The 16759-nt window shown below is 60.2% G+C and carries 15 protein-coding genes and 2 pseudogenes; 11 read left to right on the forward strand and 6 right to left on the reverse strand.

What is annotated here, in order from left to right:
* Positions 1-6: 6 nt before the first annotated feature.
* Both ACX12L_RS09780 and ACX12L_RS09785 read left to right on the forward strand, forming a co-directional pair.
* Positions 7-309: a double zinc ribbon domain-containing protein gene (locus ACX12L_RS09780; RefSeq protein WP_172206876.1), complete on the forward strand. Its 303-nt coding sequence runs from the start codon at positions 7-9 to the stop codon at positions 307-309.
* A gap of 3 nt (positions 310-312) precedes the next feature.
* Complete coding sequence (locus tag ACX12L_RS09785; protein ID WP_172206877.1) at positions 313-1005, forward strand: ZIP family metal transporter; 693 nt, start codon at positions 313-315, stop codon at positions 1003-1005.
* 38 nt (positions 1006-1043) lie between these two features.
* On the opposite strand, the gene ACX12L_RS09790 is transcribed toward ACX12L_RS09785, so the two are convergent.
* Positions 1044-2234, reverse strand: a complete 1191-nt coding sequence (locus tag ACX12L_RS09790) for a heavy metal sensor histidine kinase (protein ID WP_172209247.1) — start codon at positions 2232-2234, stop codon at positions 1044-1046.
* A gap of 128 nt (positions 2235-2362) precedes the next feature.
* Positions 2363-3049, reverse strand: a complete 687-nt coding sequence (locus tag ACX12L_RS09795) for a heavy metal response regulator transcription factor (protein ID WP_172206878.1) — start codon at positions 3047-3049, stop codon at positions 2363-2365.
* Between the two features lie 144 nt (positions 3050-3193).
* Between ACX12L_RS09795 and ACX12L_RS09800 the strand changes: the two genes are divergently transcribed.
* The 5 genes and pseudogenes from ACX12L_RS09800 to ACX12L_RS09820 all read left to right on the forward strand — a co-directional run.
* Positions 3194-3529: a DUF4148 domain-containing protein gene (locus ACX12L_RS09800; RefSeq protein ID WP_172206879.1), complete on the forward strand. Its 336-nt coding sequence runs from the start codon at positions 3194-3196 to the stop codon at positions 3527-3529.
* 729 nt (positions 3530-4258) lie between these two features.
* Complete coding sequence (locus ACX12L_RS09805) at positions 4259-5608, forward strand: TolC family protein (RefSeq protein ID WP_172206880.1); 1350 nt, start codon at positions 4259-4261, stop codon at positions 5606-5608.
* 2 nt (positions 5609-5610) lie between these two features.
* Positions 5611-7209, forward strand: a complete 1599-nt coding sequence (locus ACX12L_RS09810; protein WP_305792970.1) for an efflux RND transporter periplasmic adaptor subunit — start codon at positions 5611-5613, stop codon at positions 7207-7209.
* Positions 7210-7225: 16 nt separating this feature from the next.
* Complete coding sequence (locus ACX12L_RS09815; protein WP_201395552.1) at positions 7226-10405, forward strand: CusA/CzcA family heavy metal efflux RND transporter; 3180 nt, start codon at positions 7226-7228, stop codon at positions 10403-10405.
* Positions 10406-10474: 69 nt separating this feature from the next.
* Positions 10475-10939, forward strand: a pseudogene (locus ACX12L_RS09820) (LysR substrate-binding domain-containing protein); the annotation flags it as partial.
* A 100-nt stretch (positions 10940-11039) separates the two neighbouring features.
* Here the strand turns inward: ACX12L_RS09820 and ACX12L_RS09825 are convergent.
* From ACX12L_RS09825 to ACX12L_RS09840, 4 genes and pseudogenes are all read right to left on the reverse strand, one after another.
* Positions 11040-11924: a formate/nitrite transporter family protein gene (locus ACX12L_RS09825; protein ID WP_172206882.1), complete on the reverse strand. Its 885-nt coding sequence runs from the start codon at positions 11922-11924 to the stop codon at positions 11040-11042.
* A gap of 44 nt (positions 11925-11968) precedes the next feature.
* Positions 11969-13300 (reverse strand): multicopper oxidase family protein, encoded by a 1332-nt coding sequence (locus ACX12L_RS09830; protein WP_201395553.1) that lies wholly within the window; start codon positions 13298-13300, stop codon positions 11969-11971.
* Between the two features lie 383 nt (positions 13301-13683).
* Complete coding sequence (gene cueR / locus ACX12L_RS09835) at positions 13684-14097, reverse strand: Cu(I)-responsive transcriptional regulator (protein ID WP_172209251.1); 414 nt, start codon at positions 14095-14097, stop codon at positions 13684-13686.
* 65 nt (positions 14098-14162) lie between these two features.
* Positions 14163-14246: pseudogene (locus ACX12L_RS09840) on the reverse strand (HAD-IC family P-type ATPase); the annotation flags it as partial.
* Between the two features lie 572 nt (positions 14247-14818).
* Here ACX12L_RS09840 and ACX12L_RS09845 point away from each other — a divergent pair.
* The 4 genes from ACX12L_RS09845 (at position 14819) to ACX12L_RS09860 (ending at position 16651) form a co-directional block, all read left to right on the forward strand.
* Positions 14819-15169: a P-II family nitrogen regulator gene (locus ACX12L_RS09845; protein ID WP_236598196.1), complete on the forward strand. Its 351-nt coding sequence runs from the start codon at positions 14819-14821 to the stop codon at positions 15167-15169.
* A 40-nt stretch (positions 15170-15209) separates the two neighbouring features.
* Positions 15210-15464 (forward strand): DUF2933 domain-containing protein, encoded by a 255-nt coding sequence (locus ACX12L_RS09850; RefSeq protein ID WP_172206885.1) that lies wholly within the window; start codon positions 15210-15212, stop codon positions 15462-15464.
* 80 nt (positions 15465-15544) lie between these two features.
* Positions 15545-16141 carry a ubiquinol-cytochrome c reductase iron-sulfur subunit gene (gene petA / locus ACX12L_RS09855; protein ID WP_172206886.1) on the forward strand — a complete coding sequence of 199 codons (597 nt, stop codon included), beginning with the start codon at positions 15545-15547 and terminating at the stop codon, positions 16139-16141.
* 60 nt (positions 16142-16201) lie between these two features.
* The gene (locus tag ACX12L_RS09860; RefSeq protein WP_459262372.1) at positions 16202-16651 is read left to right on the forward strand and encodes a hypothetical protein; all 450 of its coding nucleotides are present in this window, start codon (positions 16202-16204) and stop codon (positions 16649-16651) included.
* Positions 16652-16759: the final 108 nt, after the last annotated feature.

Raw genomic sequence — 16759 nt, forward strand, 5'->3', positions numbered from 1 at the left:
TTGAAAATGGGAATCTGGGATCGAATTCTTGGCGGGCATGGCGGCGATCACGGCGGGGGGCATGGCAGCTCTCACGGGCATGGAAATAGCCACGGCCACGGCAGTCCGAGCGGTCACGACTGGGGACGCAATCCAGCGCCTTCGGTCAGCGGCATCCCATGCTCGCAATGTAAAGCGATCAATCCGCAAGGCTCTCGCTTTTGCAGCCAGTGCGGGACATCGCTGGTGCCGGCTTCATGCACGAAGTGCAGTAGCGTCATTCCGACCGGCGCGAAATTCTGTGCTCAGTGTGGCAACGCGGTGATCTGAGGCATGGCGATCTCGGCCTGGCTTTACACCTTGATCCCGGCAGCGGCCGCCATCATCGGCGCCACGGTCGCGGTGAACGCGCGCCCAGGGCCAACACTTGTCAGCGCGATTCAGCACTTTGCCGCTGGCGTCGTGTTCGCAGCGGCGGCTGGCGAAATCCTGCCCGACATCATGCACCAGGGTTCGCCTTGGGCAACGCTGATCGGCGGTGCGATCGGCGTCGCCACCATGCTACTGGTGAAGCAGTTGAAAACGTGGGCGAAAGGGCCAGCCGGTCTCTTGACAGCGATCGGCGTCGACATCCTGATAGATGGCTTGGTACTCGGCATTGGGTTTGCGGCTGGCCCGAAAGTCGGCCTGCTGCTGACCATCGCCCTGACCATCGAAGTGCTGTTCCTTGGCTTGACGGTGGCGACGGAACTCGGCGAGAGCGTTCGCTCCCGTGCCAAGGTCGTTGGAATCACGGCCGCCCTCGTGTTTTTGCTACCGATCGGGGCTTTGCTCGGAGCGCCGGTGGCCTTGTTACCCAGTCCCGCTCTGACCGGCTTCTTCGCGTTTGGTCTGATAGCACTGCTCTACCTCGTGACCGAAGAACTGTTGATTGAAGCGCACGAGACGCCAGATCGCCCATGGGTGACGGCGATATTCTTTGCCGGCTTTCTGGCGCTTCTCCTGCTGGAGGAAGCAATTGGTTAGTGGAGGCCAGCCTGTTGGTGGTGCTCAATCAGTTGTAACTATTGTGTGTGGAAGTCAGGCACCGCGAGCCCGATGGACGTGACGCCATCGCTCGACTCGGCCATGATCCGCCCTCCGTGCATGCGGGCGATGGCGGCCACGATGGCCAAGCCCAGTCCATGATTGCGGGCGGCGTCCGACCGCGCTGCATCCGCCCGATAGAAGCGGTTGAATAGATGTGGCAGATGTTCGGCAGCAATGGTGTGGCCTTGGTTCAACACCCGCAGGGCTACCTCGCCGTCCAGCCGATGGATCTGCACGAAGACGGTGCTGTGCAAATGTGCGTGCCGGGTTGCGTTGCCGATTAGGTTGGATAGCGCGCGCTGTAGCAAGCGCACGTCGGCCGTGCATGTGGCATCGCCGTCGATACGGACCTGAAGACCGGCTTCCTCGATGGCCGCCTCGTGCAGATCCACCACCGCGCGCACAACGCCGGCCAGGCTGCCGACGTGCTCGCGGCGGGCTTCAGCTCCACGGTCGGCTTGCGACAGGAAGAGCATGTCCTGCACGATCATCGACATGCGCTGGAGGTCTTCGAGATGCGAACCCAACACATCCCGTAGCGCGTCGGCATCGCGTGCCTTGCGCAAAGCGACCTCGGTGCTCACCATCAGGGTCGCCAACGGCGTGAACAGTTCGTGCGCAACATCGGCATTGAATGCTTCCAGTTGTTCATAGGCTTTGTGCAGACGTTTCAGCAGCTCGTTGACATGGGCCACCAGCGGAACCAGTTCGTCGGGTTGGGCGGAGCCATCCAAAAGCCGATGCAGGGTATCGGCCTCCAGTGCCTGGATTTGTGCCGAGAGATCGCGTACGGGACGCAGCCCGATTTGCACCAGCGTGAATCCGCCAGCAGCAATCACCACCGCTCCGGCGAGCGCAGCCGCGACCAGAGTGCGGGCCAAGCGTTCGAGCACACGATCGTCCTCGCTGACGTCAAGGCTCAGCACCGCCTGGACGGGGGTGGTGCCGGTCGTGGCCTCGAATCGCAGGTCGATCGTGCGGGAATCAATTGGAATTGCCGAACTGGCATAGAGAATGTTGCCGTCGGCGCTGGTCAGGATCACCTTCATGTCCTGCCGGCCGACCATGCCGTCGTCGAGCTTGTGTGCAAGCGTGCCGCCGTCCAGTTCTCCCGACTCGGTAATGAGATGGTTCACCTGGATCTGCTTCTGCCGCAGCGTGTCCATCTGCCGGTCCTTGAAGCTCAGCGCGGTGACGGTATAGACCCCCAGGCAGGTCAAGGCGAGCCCCACTAGCGTGAGAAGGGCGAGCCAGCGGGCCAGCCGCCGTCCCAGCGATCCGGCAAGCCTCGGTCTCACGGCTGACGATCTTCGAGCACGTAGCCCATGCCACGGACCGTGTGCAGCAGCGGACGCTCGAAGGGCAGGTCGAGCTTGTTCCGCAGCCGACGCACAGCGACGTCGATCACGTTTGTGCCGTGGTCGAAGTTCACGTCCCACACCTGCTCGGCGATCTCGGTGCGCGACAGAACCTCGCCCTTGCGACGCAGAAGCAGCGTCAGCAACTGGAACTCCTTGGCCGACAGGTCGATGCGCTGGCCGGCCCGAGTGGCGCGCCGCCTCGCCAGGTCCATTTGCAAGTCCCCCAGACCCAGCACCAGCGCATCGGGTGCGGGTGCAGTACCAGCAGCGCGGCGCAGCAGCACCTCGATGCGGGCCACCAGTTCGGAAAAGGCAAATGGCTTGACGAGGTAATCGTCCGCTCCCGTCTTCAGTCCGCGCACCCGGTCTTCGATGCGGTGGCGGGCCGTCAACATGATCACCGGCGTCTGCTTGCTCTGCCGCAGCGCAGCCAGCAAGCCGAAGCCATCGATGCCCGGCAGCATGGCGTCGAGAACGATCAGGTCGTGATTGCCGTGCGAGGCCATGTGGAGGCCATCGATGCCGTTGGCCGCCACGTCGATCACGTAGCCTTCTTCAGCGAGCCCCTTGCGAAGATAGTCCGCGATCTTGGCTTCGTCTTCCACGATCAGCAGCTTCATGCGTACCGTTCCTTCCACGGCCTCTCGCAACCTGTCCAAATTGTCATCTGCACGTTTTACTCCTGTTCGGTGCTGGTTCTTACATTGTGCTCATGCCTTCGGGTATATCGATTTTTTGCAAATCACACTGGAAAGGACTATGCAATGAAACTGACCCATCTTGTCACCCTGAAGATTGTCGTCCTGGCTACGGCCCTGCCGATGGCGGCCCAGGCCAATTCGCTCTGGCATGCCGCACCCACGGAACAGGGCTTCACGTACCACCCCGATCACTTCAAGAGCACCAAGACCCGCGAACAGGTGATGGCCGAGGTCCAGACAGCTCGCAAGGACGGTACGCTTGCGTTGATGCAGCGTGGACTGCCGGTGCCCATCAAGAGTTCCGAAGCGCCGAAGACGCGCCAGCAGGTTGTCGATGAGATGCGTAGCGAAGCACCGGAAGCACAGCGTGCGCGACTGGAACTGTATTCCGGCGGTTGACACTGCTGCCGCCAGTACCCTGCGCTGCCGTGCCCCCGTGCCGCCTCGGTTCGTCAAAGCGGCCACACCTCGTCGAATACAGAAGCGGCCCTGATTTGATTCCGGATGAACCCGTGTGGAGGCACGCTACGCACACAGGGCTCTGAGACAAACCCAAGTGGTGAAGGAGTGGCAGATTAAAGCCCGTAGCTGCTACACTGTTTGCCCTGTGCGTAAATGGCTGGTAATTTTTCTGTTGGTGTTCATGCCGCTGCAGCTCAGCTGGGCGGCGGTAGCAGGCTATTGCCGACACGAAACCGGTGCCGCAGCCAAGCACATCGGTCACCATGACCATCAGCATAAAACTGCGGACGGCAAGGACGCATCCCCCGATCCAACCAAGACCATTGGCGGCGATCCTGATTGCGCCTCCTGCCACGCCGGATGCTTGTCGGCCTTGCCTGGGGTAGTCACGGTTGCGTCGCTGGCCGAATCGTCTCTGCATACAGCAGATCACGGGACGCATCTCACATCGCCCCCTTTCGAACGCCTCGACCGCCCTCGATGGCGTGCCCTCGCCTGATCGGCGGGGAGCGCGTTCCTTTCCCTTCGTCGCCACCAATACGGTCATGCATGGCGCGTGACCGTATCCAGCCGACTTCGTGCGGCTGACGTGACGACGTAGCAGGCGATCGTTTCGATCGCTCTCCGCCGATTCCCTCGTGTATTTGAATATCACTGGAGAATCGGATGTTAAAGGGTCATCACAATCACAAACGACGGGAGTCAGTCTCCGTCCACTGCGCCTCAAAAGTTGCGGCTGCGACAGGCTTGCTCATTGCGCTCACCGCAGGGGCGGCTTTCGCTCAGGCGCTGCCAGCAGCACAAGACACCGTCAACAGCGGCTTGCAAGCCGAGGCGGCGGCACTCCTGACGCTGCAAAAGGCCATCGCGCTAGCCCTGGATGGCAATCTAGATCTGGCTATCGCAAGGCGGGAAATCGAGGCGACGCAAGGTCAGGTGATCCAGGGGCAAGCTCGCCCAAATCCAGAACTGGCGTACTTACTGGAAGACCAGCGGGCGCAGACCCGCACACAAAGCGTGCAGATCAATCTGCCCATCGAAATGGGTGGCAAGCGCGCTGCCCGTATCACGGCGGCAGAGCGAGGACGCGACATTGCAGCCGAAGAACTGAACGTGCGCCGCGTCGAAGTTCGCGCCGCCGTAGTCGCGGCCTTCTTCGAGACTTTGGCGGCACAGGAACGCGCAGCACTGGCCCAAGCCAGCGCCGATCTGGCAAGACGAGCCACCGATGCTGTTGCCAAACGCGTGGCGGCGGGCAAGGTTTCTCCAGTCGAAGAAACCAAGGCTCGGGTGGCCGAGGCGGGAGTACGGGTTGAACTGGCGCAGGCCCAGAGCGAGCAACGCAGTGCGCGGGCGCGTTTGGCGAGCTTACTGGGAGCCAATCCACCGCGATTTACCCAGGTGGCAGGCAGCGTGGACGATCTTCCGGTTATCCCTTCTTTGGATGACATTCAGCAGCGCCTGTCGGCCTCGTCGGCACTGCGCCGGGCGCAATTGGAGGTCGAACGCCGTAGGTCGCTGGCCGATGTGGAGCGCAGCAAGCAAACCCCCGACATCACGGTCAGCCTGGGCGTGAAACGCCCGAACGAGCTTCAGCGCAATCAATTGATGCTCGGCGTTTCCGTGCCGCTGCCTTTGTTTGATCGCAATCAGGGCAACTTGCTGGAGGCGTTGAAGCGTGAAGACAAGGCGCGGGACGAACTCCAAGCGTTGAATGTGCGCCTTGACACGGAGGTTCTGCAAGCCCGCGAGCGGCTGGCGTCGGTTCGCGGAGAAATCGACGTGTTGCAGCGGGAGGTGTTGCCTGGGGCCAAGAGCGCCTACGACGCGGCCACCGTCGGGTTTGAAAACGGCAAGTTCAACTTCCTGGAAGTGCTGGACGCACAGCGCACCTACTTCGCCGCCCAATCCCAATACCTCAAAGCACTGGCTGAAGCGCATCGCGCAGCGGCGGACATTGACCGAGTGCTCGGCGAATCCGCCGCAAGTGCCACCCCGCCAGCGAACAAGGAATAAACATGAAAATCGACACGAACAAACTGAGCGTCAGCAAGAAGCAGTTGATCGCCATCGCCGTGATCGCTGCGACGGGCGTCGTACTGGGCAGCGCCATTCTCGGCGGCAAAGCAACCAAGACAGCCGAAGGTGATGGCCACGGTCACGGCAGCCACGTTGAGTCCAAGGCGCACAGTGATGGTGAGCATCACGACAAGGCAAGTGGTGACCAGCACGACCACGACAAGGGCCATGCGGACGGTGAGCACCACGAAGGGCCGAGCAAGGGGGTGCATGGCGGCAAACTGTTCAATGAAGGGGATTTCGGATTGGAGGCGTTGCTCGCGGAGGAAGGCGGTGAGCCTCGTTTGCGAATCTGGCTCTATGACAAGGGCAAACCACTTGCCAGCAACACTGCAAAGGTCAGCGCCACCGTCACGCGCTTGACCGGCGAGAAGCAGGCGCTCAACTTCGCGCCTGACAAGGACAGCCTGCTGAGCCGCGAGGTCGTGCCGGAGCCGCACGCGTTCGAGATCAGCATCGTTGCCCAGACAGCCAACGAACCCTTCATGTTTGTCCTCAACCAAGAGGAGGGGAAAGTCGAACTCAGTGATGCACAAATCAAAGCGGCATCCATTAGCATCGACACGGCTGGCGCGGCACGAATCAAGTCAGCCTTGCAATTGCCCGGGGAAATTCGCTTGAACGAAGACCGGACGTCGCACGTTGTCCCACGCATTGCAGGAGTGGTCGAGAGCGTTCAGGCCAGTCTGGGTCAAGCAGTCAAGAAGGGACAGGTTCTCGCAGTCATTGCCAGCCCGGCTGCGTCTGAGCAGCGCAGCGAGTTGCAGACAGCACAAAAGCGTCTGGCCTTGGCTAAGACCACGTTCGAGCGTGAAAAGCGGCTCTGGGAGCAGAAAATTTCCGCCGAGCAGGACTACCTACAAGCAGGGCAGGCGTTAAACGAGGCGCAAGTCGCTGTGGCCAATGCTCAGCAGAAGCTGTCGGCCTTGGGGTTGAGCGCGGGATCTTCGGGAGGGCTGAATCGCTTTGAGTTGCGCGCCCCGTTCGATGGCCTGGTGATTGAAAAGCATCTCAGCCTGGGTGAGGCCGTCAAGGAAGACGCCGCCGTGTTCACCGTGTCCGATCTGGGACAGGTCTGGGCTGAAATCAACATACCCGCCAAGGACTTGCCACTGGTCAGGGTCGGCGAAAAGGTCACCATCAAGGCAACGGCATTCGATGCCAGCGCGCAAGGCACCATCACCTTTGTTGGCGCGCTGATTGGCGAACAAACCCGCATGGCCAAGGCCCGCGTGGTCTTGTCCAACCCCCAAGGCGCTTGGCGTCCCGGACTGTTTGTCAACGTGGAAGTGACCTCATCTGAGGCCGACGTGCCCGTGACGGTGGCCGGTGATGCCATTCAGACCGTGGGCGACAAGCCCGTCGTGTTTTTGAAAGTGAATGGTGGCTTCATTGCCCAGCCCGTGCAGTTGGGCCGTAGTGATGGCAAGCGCGTCGAGGTGGTTCAAGGGCTGAAGGCGGGGGCTCCGTATGCGTCGGCTGGCAGTTTTGTCGTGAAGTCAGAGCTTGGCAAAGCCTCTGCCGAACACACCCATTGATGCCGGAGCAACGCACATGTTTGAAAAACTCATTCGCGCAGCCATCGAGCACCGATGGTTGGTGTTGCTGGCAGTCATCGGTATGGCTGCCGTCGGCGTGTTCAACTACCAAAAGCTCCCCATCGATGCCGTACCGGACATCACCAACGTCCAGGTACAGATCAATACCCAAGCGCCAGGATATTCACCGCTGGAGACCGAGCAACGGGTGACCTACCCGATTGAAACCGTGATGGCGGGCCTGCCCAACCTGGAGCAGACCCGTTCCCTGTCGCGCTATGGACTGTCGCAAGTGACCGTGATCTTCAAGGACGGCACCGACATCTACTTCGCGCGCCAGTTGGTCAATGAACGCATCCAGGAGGCGCGGGAAAAACTGCCTTCCGGCATCACGCCTGCGCTGGGGCCAATCTCCACCGGCCTGGGCGAGATTTACCTGTGGACGGTCGAGGCCAAGGACGGCGCCAAGAAACCTGATGGGATGCCCTACACGGCCACCGACCTGCGCGAGATTCAGGACTGGATCATCAAGCCGCAGTTGCGCAACGTGCCCGGCGTGACGGAGATCAACTCGATTGGCGGCTATGCCAAGGAATACCAAATCTCGCCGATACCCGAGCGACTGGCCTCGCTGGGCGTCACCCTACAGGACATCGTGACGGCGCTGGATCGAAACAACGGCAACGTGGGTGCGGGTTACATCGAAAAGCGCGGCGAACAGTACCTGGTCCGGGCACCTGGGCAAGTCAAGACGCTGGAGGACATTGGCAATGTCATCCTCAGCAGCGCGGGCGGCGTGCCAATCCGGGTGCGCGACGTGGCTGACGTGGGGCTGGGGCGCGAACTGCGCACCGGCGCAGCCACAGACAACGGCCGCGAAGTGGTGCTGGGCACGGTCTTCATGCTGATTGGCCAAAACAGCCGAACGGTTTCGCAAGCCGTCGACAAGAAGATGGTGGAGATCAACCGCAGCCTGCCTGAGGGGGTCCATGCGGTGACCGTCTACGACCGTACTGTTTTGGTGGACAAAGCCATCAGCACGGTCAAGAAGAACTTGTTGGAAGGCGCGATTCTGGTGATCGTGATCCTGTTCCTGTTCCTGGGCAACATCCGAGCGGCCATCATCACGGCGACGGTGATTCCCTTGTCGATGCTGTTCACCTTCACGGGCATGGTGCACTACAAGGTGAGCGCCAATCTGATGAGTCTGGGGGCGCTGGACTTCGGCATCATCATCGACGGGGCGGTGGTGATCGTCGAGAACTGCGTGCGCCGACTGGCCCATGCGCAGGCGCACCAGGGCAGGCCCTTGACGCGGGCGGAGCGCTTTCACGAGGTGTTCCTGGCATCCAAGGAATCACGCCGTGCGCTGCTGTTCGGGCAGCTCATCATCATGGTGGTGTACCTGCCCATCTTCGCCCTGACCGGCGTCGAGGGGAAGATGTTCCACCCGATGGCGTTCACGGTGGTAGCCGCGCTCGTGGGGGCCATGATCCTGTCGGTGACTTTCATTCCGGCGGCGGTCGCTCTGTTCATCGGCCATCGGGTCAGCGAGAAGGAAAACTTCTTGATGGTTCAAGCCAAGCGCTGGTACGGCCCCCTGCTGGACCGCGTGATGGCGGCCAAGGCCGTCGTCCTGACAGTCGCCGCAGTGGCGGTGGTGTTGTGCGGATTGATCGCGACCCGCATGGGCAGTGAGTTCATTCCAGGTTTGAACGAAGGTGACTTCGCCATCCAGGCCTTGCGCATTCCAGGCACCAGTTTGTCCCAATCGGTGGCGATGCAGCAGCAACTGGAAGCAACGCTGAAAGCCAAGTTCCCCGAGATCGACCGTGTCTTCGCGCGTACTGGAACGGCAGAAATTGCCTCCGACCCCATGCCACCGAACATTTCCGACGGCTACATCATGCTCAAGCCCATGTCTGAATGGCCCGAGCCGCGCAAGTCACGCGACGAATTGCTGGCCGCCGTGCAGGAGGTGGTGGGCAAGATACCGGGCAACAACTACGAGTTCTCCCAGCCGATCCAACTGCGGTTCAACGAACTCATATCAGGGGTTCGCAGCGATGTGGCGGTGAAGATCTTCGGCGACGACATGGACGTATTGAACAAGACAGCCGAAGAAGTCTCGTCCATGTTGCAGAAGATCCCCGGTGCGTCTGAGGTCAAAGTTGAACAGACCACAGGATTGCCGATGCTCACGGTCAACATTGATCGTCAGAAGTCCGCGCGCTACGGGCTGAACGTGGCCGACATCCAAGATGCAGTGGCCACGGCCATCGGCGGGCGCGAGGCCGGTACGCTGTTTGAAGGGGACCGTCGATTTGACATCCTGGTTCGGCTGCCGGAGTCCCTGCGCAACGACCTGGAAAGCATGAAGCGCCTGCCGATTCCGTTGCCACGCGGCACAGGTGGCGGCGAAGGACGAACCAACTTCATCCAACTGGCCGAGGTGGCGAGCTTCGAGCTGGCACCCGGCCCCAACCAGGTCAGCCGGGAAAACGGCAAGCGCCGCATCGTGGTGAGCGCCAACGTGCGTGGCCGCGACGTCGGCTCCTTCGTGGCCGACGCCGAGGCTGCGCTGGCGCAGGTCAAGATTCCCACAGGCTACTGGACGAGCTGGGGCGGCACTTTCGAGAACCTGCAATCCGCCACCCAGCGCTTGCAGATCGTCGTTCCGGTGTCGCTGCTGCTGGTCTTCGTGCTGCTGTTTGCCATGTTCGGCAATGTCAAGGATGGCTTGCTGGTTTTTACCGGCATTCCGTTCGCACTGACCGGCGGCATCCTGGCGCTGTGGCTGCGCGACATTCCCATGTCCATCTCGGCCGCCGTGGGCTTCATCGCGCTATCGGGCGTTGCCGTGCTCAATGGCCTGGTGATGATTTCCTACATCCGCAGCCTGCGAGAGGGCGGAACGCCGCTGGACGCAGCCATCCGCGAGGGCGCGCTGACCCGCTTGCGCCCCGTGTTGATGACGGCCTTGGTGGCGTCGCTGGGCTTCATCCCGATGGCCATCGCCACGGGAACGGGCGCGGAAGTCCAACGGCCTCTGGCCACCGTGGTTATCGGCGGCATCTTGTCGTCCACCGTACTGACGCTGCTCGTGTTGCCAATTCTGTATCGGCTGGCTCATCGCCCAGATGAGCAAGAAGAGGACGTCACTGCAGAGCCAGTGCATGAGAACGCCGCCACTTGAAAGAAACAGCGGTTGGCGCTGCCGCGGCCCCACAGCGAGCACGATCGAGTCTCATAAGGACATTGACTCATGGAATTGCGTCACCTCCGATGTTTTCTGGCCGTCGCCGAAGAACTCCACTTCGCCCGCATTGCCGAGCGGCTGCACATCGACCAGTCGCTTCTGTCCCGCACCATCAAGGAACTGGACAAGGGACTGCACGACGACCTGTACGACGCCGGGTTTTCGAGGGCCGAAGATGCAGGCGATGGCATCGTGGTCACTCCTGCTTGGGAGGATGAATTGATGATGGCGGTGCCTGCCCGCCATCCCGTGCTCGCCTTCAAGCAGGTTCCGACGAAGGAAGTGCTGCGCTATCCCCTGACGCTGGGCGACCCCGCCATCTGCGAAGGTCATGCGTGCCAGATCGATCGCTTCCTTCGCACGTGTGGGCAGGAGCCACTGATCGCGCAGTACGTGGCGACCGTTGATGTGATGTTGGTCCTGGTTTCCGCCGGGCTGGCCTTGGGCGCGGCAGAGGTGGCCGAAAATGCGCTCCAAATGGGCCGCAGCGATACCTTCGCCCTGAACAGTCTACGTTCCCTGACGCCGCTTCCAACTGCATCAACGGTTTGTGGCTTGTGGGCATCCGCGCTCATGACTTGGCCCCAGAATTATCGCCTTCAATCATGGCGCTGTGTTTCGAGCCAAAAGCAATCCATAGCGGCAGGACAACAAACAATAGGCCACCGAGGAGATTTCCGATGGCCGCCGGGACAATGCTCCAGCCCAGTGCGGCGCTCCATGTCGGTCCCATACCCGCCCCCGCAGCCAATGAAAAGTACGCCATGTTCGCCGGACTGTGCTGAAAGCCCGCGGCGACAAAGAGTGACACCGCCAGGAACAACGGGATGAACTTGTCGAGGATGGTGCGCCCCATGGTGGCGAAGAACGCTGCCAGGCCTACCAGCCAGTTCGCCAGCATTCCGGACAGGACGACTTGAAGCCATCCGGTGACGCCACCGATTTCGCGATAGGCCATCTTGGTCGAGACAATTTCCGCGAGGCGCGAAGCGATTTCCGGCGGATAGTGCTGCACAGTAGCCACGAGATAACCAATCACCATTGCGCCGACAAGATTGCCGACAAAAGCCAGTGCCCAAAATCGCGTCGCCTTCCCCACAAGGCTCCATTTCGAGTAGTGAAGCAGGGTCACCGGCATGACGACATTGATTTCGGTGAATAGCTCGGCCTGAGACAGAATCACGAAACAGAACCCGGCTGTGAAGCCGAGACCTTCGAGCAGCCGGCGTGGACCTTGCGTCTCCACCCCCGCGGAGAGCAGCACAGAGAACAATGCACCGGCGGCGATCAGCATTCCAGCGTACACAGCCATCACGCAGAGGCGCATGACGGGAGCATCCAGCAAGTGGCGCCCGCTGGACATTGCCATCTCCTGAATGGTCCGTTTGGCATCCAGATACTGGGCCGACGGCGCAGGCGTGGCAACGCCTTCAGATAAACGTTCATTCGCACTCATGAAGCACCATGCTTGTCGTTATCAGGTTGAGCTAGCGTACATTTTTAGACGTAGGCTACTTCAGTAATCATGCCCGCCGCCATGTGATACGTGTTGTGGCAATGCAATAACCATTGGCCAGCGCTGTCCGCATCAAACGCGATAGTTACCTTTGCCATTGGCGGTACATGGACCGTATCGCGCATCGCTCCCGCAAATGCTTTGCCGTTGAACGCGACAACCTGGAAAGCGTGACCATGCAAGTGCATGGGGTGTGCCATCATCGTCGTATTCTGAAAAGTGATCAGTACGCGTTGCCCTTTTCTGATCTTCACGGTATCCCGGTTGTTCCAGCCTTTTTCGTTGATACCCCAGCTATATGGCGCCATAGAACCAGTCAGCTTCAACGTGGAATGGGTAGTGTCGGGACGAAGTTCCAATGGGGTGAGCGCGGATAATTGCATTTCCAGGTCGAAGGTCAGGGGGCCGGCCATGGTGTCAGCCATGCTTGCCAGCTTGCCGACGTTTGCGCCGACGGTAGCAAGAATGACGCCAGTTTGCTGCCTGGCGCCTTCCCGCATCGCCAGGATTGGCCAAGCGCCAACGTTTTTCGGCAGGTCGACCAGAATGTCGATCCGCTGGGCCATGGCCAAGCCGAAGCGACGGCCCGTCAATGGCTTGACCAACTCGCCGTCGACCGCCGCAATCGTGCCTTGCAATGACCCTAGATCAATATGGAAATTGGTCGAAGCGGATCCATTGATAACGCGCAAGCGGATTTTTCCACCCTGGGCTACTCGGATAATTTCTGGATCATCGAGCGTGCGGTCGTTCGCGAGATAAGCGTCGAACTCGATATCATTCAAATCCATTTGCATGCCTGACATGCCATTCATCCCACTCATGCCTGGCATTTCTTGAGCGCCGGGCATAGTTTTACTCGGCATCATGCCTGCCATGCCTGCCATGCCTGCCATGCCTGCCATGGCATCGTGATGTTCTGATTTGCCGCCTTGCAAGTCAGTGAATATTTCGGCTGGGTCACGAAACAAGAAATCTTCCAGAAATATCGTTACTTCTTGGGCGTCAGCACGCACGTCATCGGCTGTGCGCACTACCAATGGAGCTGACAACATTTTCTGGTGCTGAAAACCTTGATGCGAATGCATCCAGTACGTACCAGGACGTGCGCCGAAATCATAGGCGCGCTGCTCGCCGGGCTGAAGTAGCGGAATACCGAACTGACTTACACCGTCCTGGTCGGGCGGGGGCGTCTGCCCATGCCAGTGGACGATGGTTGCTTCGTCCATGCGGTTCTCCAGATTGACCAGGAAGCGTTCTCCCGGATTGAGAAAGAGGCCGCGCGTACCGTTTGGCTGTTGAAGTCGGAACATCATGGCCGCACGACCGTTAACTTCAATCGAGCGCTTTTCGACCAGAAGACGGCTAGGTGTGCCACTCCCCTTTCCGTTGGAGCTTGGTTTCGAATCACTGAAAGATGTTGATGTACAACCGGCGAATACCGCAGTGGCGGCGGCAGCGGAGGTCTACAAAAATTGGCGGCGGAGCAATCCCATGAAAAATTCCCCTTGATGTTAGGGCCGATCGGAATCGTCCTCTTTCAGCGCCGAAGGCGCAATGCGTAGCAGGTCTGCCTGCAATGCGTTGGCCTGCTCTACCTGAGCTTGTGCTTGACCGATGGACGCTTCTTGCCTTGGATGGGCGGGCACGGGTGATGCCTTTTTTATCGGTCGTGGACCCACATCCGAATGGCGCTCGCTCACTTGGCGAGCTCATCGAGGATCGGACAAACTGGCCGTTCATTTCCATGACAGGACGTGACCAAGACCTCGATCGTGTGCTTCATCGAAACCATCTGGCTCACGCGATGCTCCAGGTTGGCAATGTGGGCTAGAGCGATGCGCCTGACATCGGCGTTCGCCCGGTGACGGTTCTGCCAGAGCTTGAGCAACTCGGTGATCTCATTCATGCCAAAGCCGAGGTTTCGCGCACGGCCAATGAAGCGCAGCGTATGGACTTCGTTGTCCCCGTACAGTCGGTAGCCGGCCTCTGTGCGTGCCACTGGGGGCAGCAACCCCATGGACTCGTAATAACGGATCATCTTGGCCGTCACGCCAGAGCGTGTGGCCGCCTGTCCTATGTTGAACCGCTGCGCAATCACCGGCGCGGGCATATGGTGATGGCGGGCTCCCGTCGACTTGCCGGCAGCCTGTTCTTGCCGTGGTGCGGTGTTGTACATCATGGTCGGTCTCCTTTCCTGCGGCGCAGCGTCAAGGCGTTGGCGACCACGCTGACACTGCTGAACGCCATGGCCGCTCTGGCGACGACCAAGCTCAGCGGCCGCTCTTGGCGTCAAGGGAGTCGCCACCACGTCACAGCGTTGATTGCAGTCTCCACCTTGTCACGATGGAAAAGTCAAAGGTGTCGACCAAAATTCCATGATTTAAAAGTGGGGATCCTTCGAATCGCTTGACATTGCCACGGTTGGATGCCTCACAGTGAAGGCGTTGATCCTACTTTCAAGGAGCCGCCATCATGAAGGCGTTCGGTCTTCGGCCTATGACCTGCAGCCGCTGCGTCAACGCGGTGACCACGGCCCTCAATTCAGCCGATCCAGGTGCCAAGGTCGAGGTGGATTTGCCCAATCACAAGGCGCTGCTGGCGCGGTGGTCGAGACAAACGCGTGCACGATGTCCCGGCTTGCGGAGTCGGTGCCAAGACCTGAGTGATCGGAAGCCAGTCGCGCCAGTGCTTTCTGCGGTCTGGTCGTACTTGGTCTTTCCAGGGTGCCTATGTTGGCTTGCGCGACGGGAAACTGTTCATCGTGCCGATGCATCAAATTGCCATGATGGCGACCTCAGCCTTCAGTCATTTGATCTATCGAATGCCGAACTATGAAAGACAGCGAGGAAATCATGAACTTCAAGTATGTCGTTGCAATTGTCCCGTCAGAGGCTGTGGAGTCCCTGGAAAGGCAACTCAGGAGCATGGGTGTTGGAGGTATCACGCTTACCAGAGTCAAGGGCTTTGGCGAATACAAGAATTTCTTTACCAGTGACTGGCTCAGCGAACACACCAAGATTGAGATCTTCACGGAGGAATCGAAAGTGGAGGTGCTTCTCAAGGCCTTGATGGAGACCGCTCGTTCCGATGTTCCTGGGGCGGGAATCGCAGTGGTTATGCCCGTGGAAAAGTTACTCCATCTTCGTACCGGAGCAGAAGTTTTACCTGACCCATCGGTCTAACGATACCTCTGCGAGACCCCTAATTTCAAAGGAGAGCAACATGAAATGCGATTCAAAAATGTTGGTGAAGATGGCTGTCTGGCTAGGCCTTGGCCTGGCGGTCGCCTACTTCGCAATACCAGCGGCCCACGCGTTCATTCTGGCCAGCGCCCCTTTCTTGGTGGCACTCATCTGCCCGGTGGCGATGCTCTTCATGATGAAGGGCATGAATGGCAACCAGAAGAATGAGAGCGCCAAGCCCGGCGAAAGCAAGGCGGAATCCGGGGTCCGCGATGGCGATCCGGACAAGGCCTAGCGAGCAATGCCAGAACGCCCTGCATTCACCAGCAGTCTGCAGCACACTCCATCCACCCTTGTTCCAGGCGAGGCCTGCAAATGTCATGCACAGCAATCCTTCCAGACCCCGCACGTCGCCTGTGGCTCACGGCGGCGACTGCGGCTGGCGGTGCGGGTATCGTCGCGACAAGCGTGCCCTTCGTGGCCTCCATGGCCCCAAGCGAACGAGCGCGCGCATTCGGTGCGCCTGTAGAGGCCGACGTTGGGTCCATCAAGCCCGGCGAACTACGGACCGTGGAGTGGCGCGGCAAGCCGGTGTGGGTGCTGCGCCGTACTACGGGCATGCTCGAGTCCTTGCGCAGCCACGACGACTTGCTCAGTGACCCGCATTCGAGCCGTCGTGGGCAGCAGCCTGACTACGCCCGCAACGATCTGCGTTCGGTCAAGCCGGACATCGCCGTGCTGGTGGCGATCTGCACCCACCTGGGTTGTATCCCGTCCTTCAGGCCAGAACCGGGTACCGCCGACATAGGGGCGTCATGGCCGGGCGGCTTCTATTGCCCATGCCATGGATCGAAGTTCGATCTCGCGGGCCGGGTTTTCAAGAACGTACCCGCTCCCAGCAACCTCGAAGTGCCCCCGCACCACTATTCTGGAGAATCGGCACTGCACATCGGCGTGGGACCCAGGGCCTGATTCTCAACCAGGTGACGCCCATACGTTCATGCACTTTCCCAACCATCACGAGGGATAGCCATGCGCCACAAACAACGACCTCTCCATGCCTTGACGCTCGCATTGGCGCTTGGCATCCTCGCGGCGTCCCCGGTTCACGCTGGCGAGCCTGTCACACTGATGCATGTCCACGGGCTGTCCTACAGCGCTGACGGCAAACAGCTTCTGATCCCCAGTCACCATGGCTTGGCCGTCTTCGAGGATGGACGCTGGTCCAAGGCTGCGGGGCCGACGCACGACTACATGGGGTACTCTGCCACGCGCGACGCGTTGTACAGCAGCGGGCACCCGGCACCAGGTTCCGGACTGACCAATCCCTTTGGCCTGATCAAGAGCCGGGACGGCGGAAAGACTTGGCAGCAGCTTGGGCTTACGGGTGAGTCGGATTTCCATACGCTGGCGACCAGCTATGCAACCAACGCGGTGTACGTGCTCAACCACCAGCCGAACTCCTGTCACCGACCGCCGTAATGGAGCCACCGATGTTCGGCGTAATGGAGCCAGCAACAGGTGGGTAAAACGACGCCCCGAGGGGGTTAAGACTGGGTCGATTTTGCAGCCTTTTGCGGGCTGGCTTTG

The sequence above is a fragment of the Alicycliphilus sp. T452 genome (assembly GCF_054512775.1).

Excerpts from the sequence above, each read along its gene's own strand:
- ACX12L_RS09780 (WP_172206876.1), top strand. The coding sequence starts at position 7 with ATGGGAATCTGGGATCGAATTCTTGGCGGGCATGGCGGCGATCACGGC.
- ACX12L_RS09785 (WP_172206877.1), top strand. The coding sequence starts at position 313 with ATGGCGATCTCGGCCTGGCTTTACACCTTGATCCCGGCAGCGGCCGCC.
- ACX12L_RS09790 (WP_172209247.1), bottom strand. The coding sequence starts at position 2,234 with ATGGACACGCTGCGGCAGAAGCAGATCCAGGTGAACCATCTCATTACC.
- ACX12L_RS09795 (WP_172206878.1), bottom strand. The coding sequence starts at position 3,049 with ATGAAGCTGCTGATCGTGGAAGACGAAGCCAAGATCGCGGACTATCTT.
- ACX12L_RS09800 (WP_172206879.1), top strand. The coding sequence starts at position 3,194 with ATGAAACTGACCCATCTTGTCACCCTGAAGATTGTCGTCCTGGCTACG.
- ACX12L_RS09805 (WP_172206880.1), top strand. The coding sequence starts at position 4,259 with ATGTTAAAGGGTCATCACAATCACAAACGACGGGAGTCAGTCTCCGTC.
- ACX12L_RS09810 (WP_305792970.1), top strand. The coding sequence starts at position 5,611 with ATGAAAATCGACACGAACAAACTGAGCGTCAGCAAGAAGCAGTTGATC.
- ACX12L_RS09815 (WP_201395552.1), top strand. The coding sequence starts at position 7,226 with ATGTTTGAAAAACTCATTCGCGCAGCCATCGAGCACCGATGGTTGGTG.
- ACX12L_RS09825 (WP_172206882.1), bottom strand. The coding sequence starts at position 11,924 with ATGAGTGCGAATGAACGTTTATCTGAAGGCGTTGCCACGCCTGCGCCG.
- ACX12L_RS09830 (WP_201395553.1), bottom strand. The coding sequence starts at position 13,300 with ATGATGTTCCGACTTCAACAGCCAAACGGTACGCGCGGCCTCTTTCTC.
- cueR (WP_172209251.1), bottom strand. The coding sequence starts at position 14,097 with ATGCCCGCGCCGGTGATTGCGCAGCGGTTCAACATAGGACAGGCGGCC.
- ACX12L_RS09845 (WP_236598196.1), top strand. The coding sequence starts at position 14,819 with ATGAAAGACAGCGAGGAAATCATGAACTTCAAGTATGTCGTTGCAATT.
- ACX12L_RS09850 (WP_172206885.1), top strand. The coding sequence starts at position 15,210 with ATGAAATGCGATTCAAAAATGTTGGTGAAGATGGCTGTCTGGCTAGGC.
- petA (WP_172206886.1), top strand. The coding sequence starts at position 15,545 with ATGTCATGCACAGCAATCCTTCCAGACCCCGCACGTCGCCTGTGGCTC.
- ACX12L_RS09860 (WP_459262372.1), top strand. The coding sequence starts at position 16,202 with ATGCGCCACAAACAACGACCTCTCCATGCCTTGACGCTCGCATTGGCG.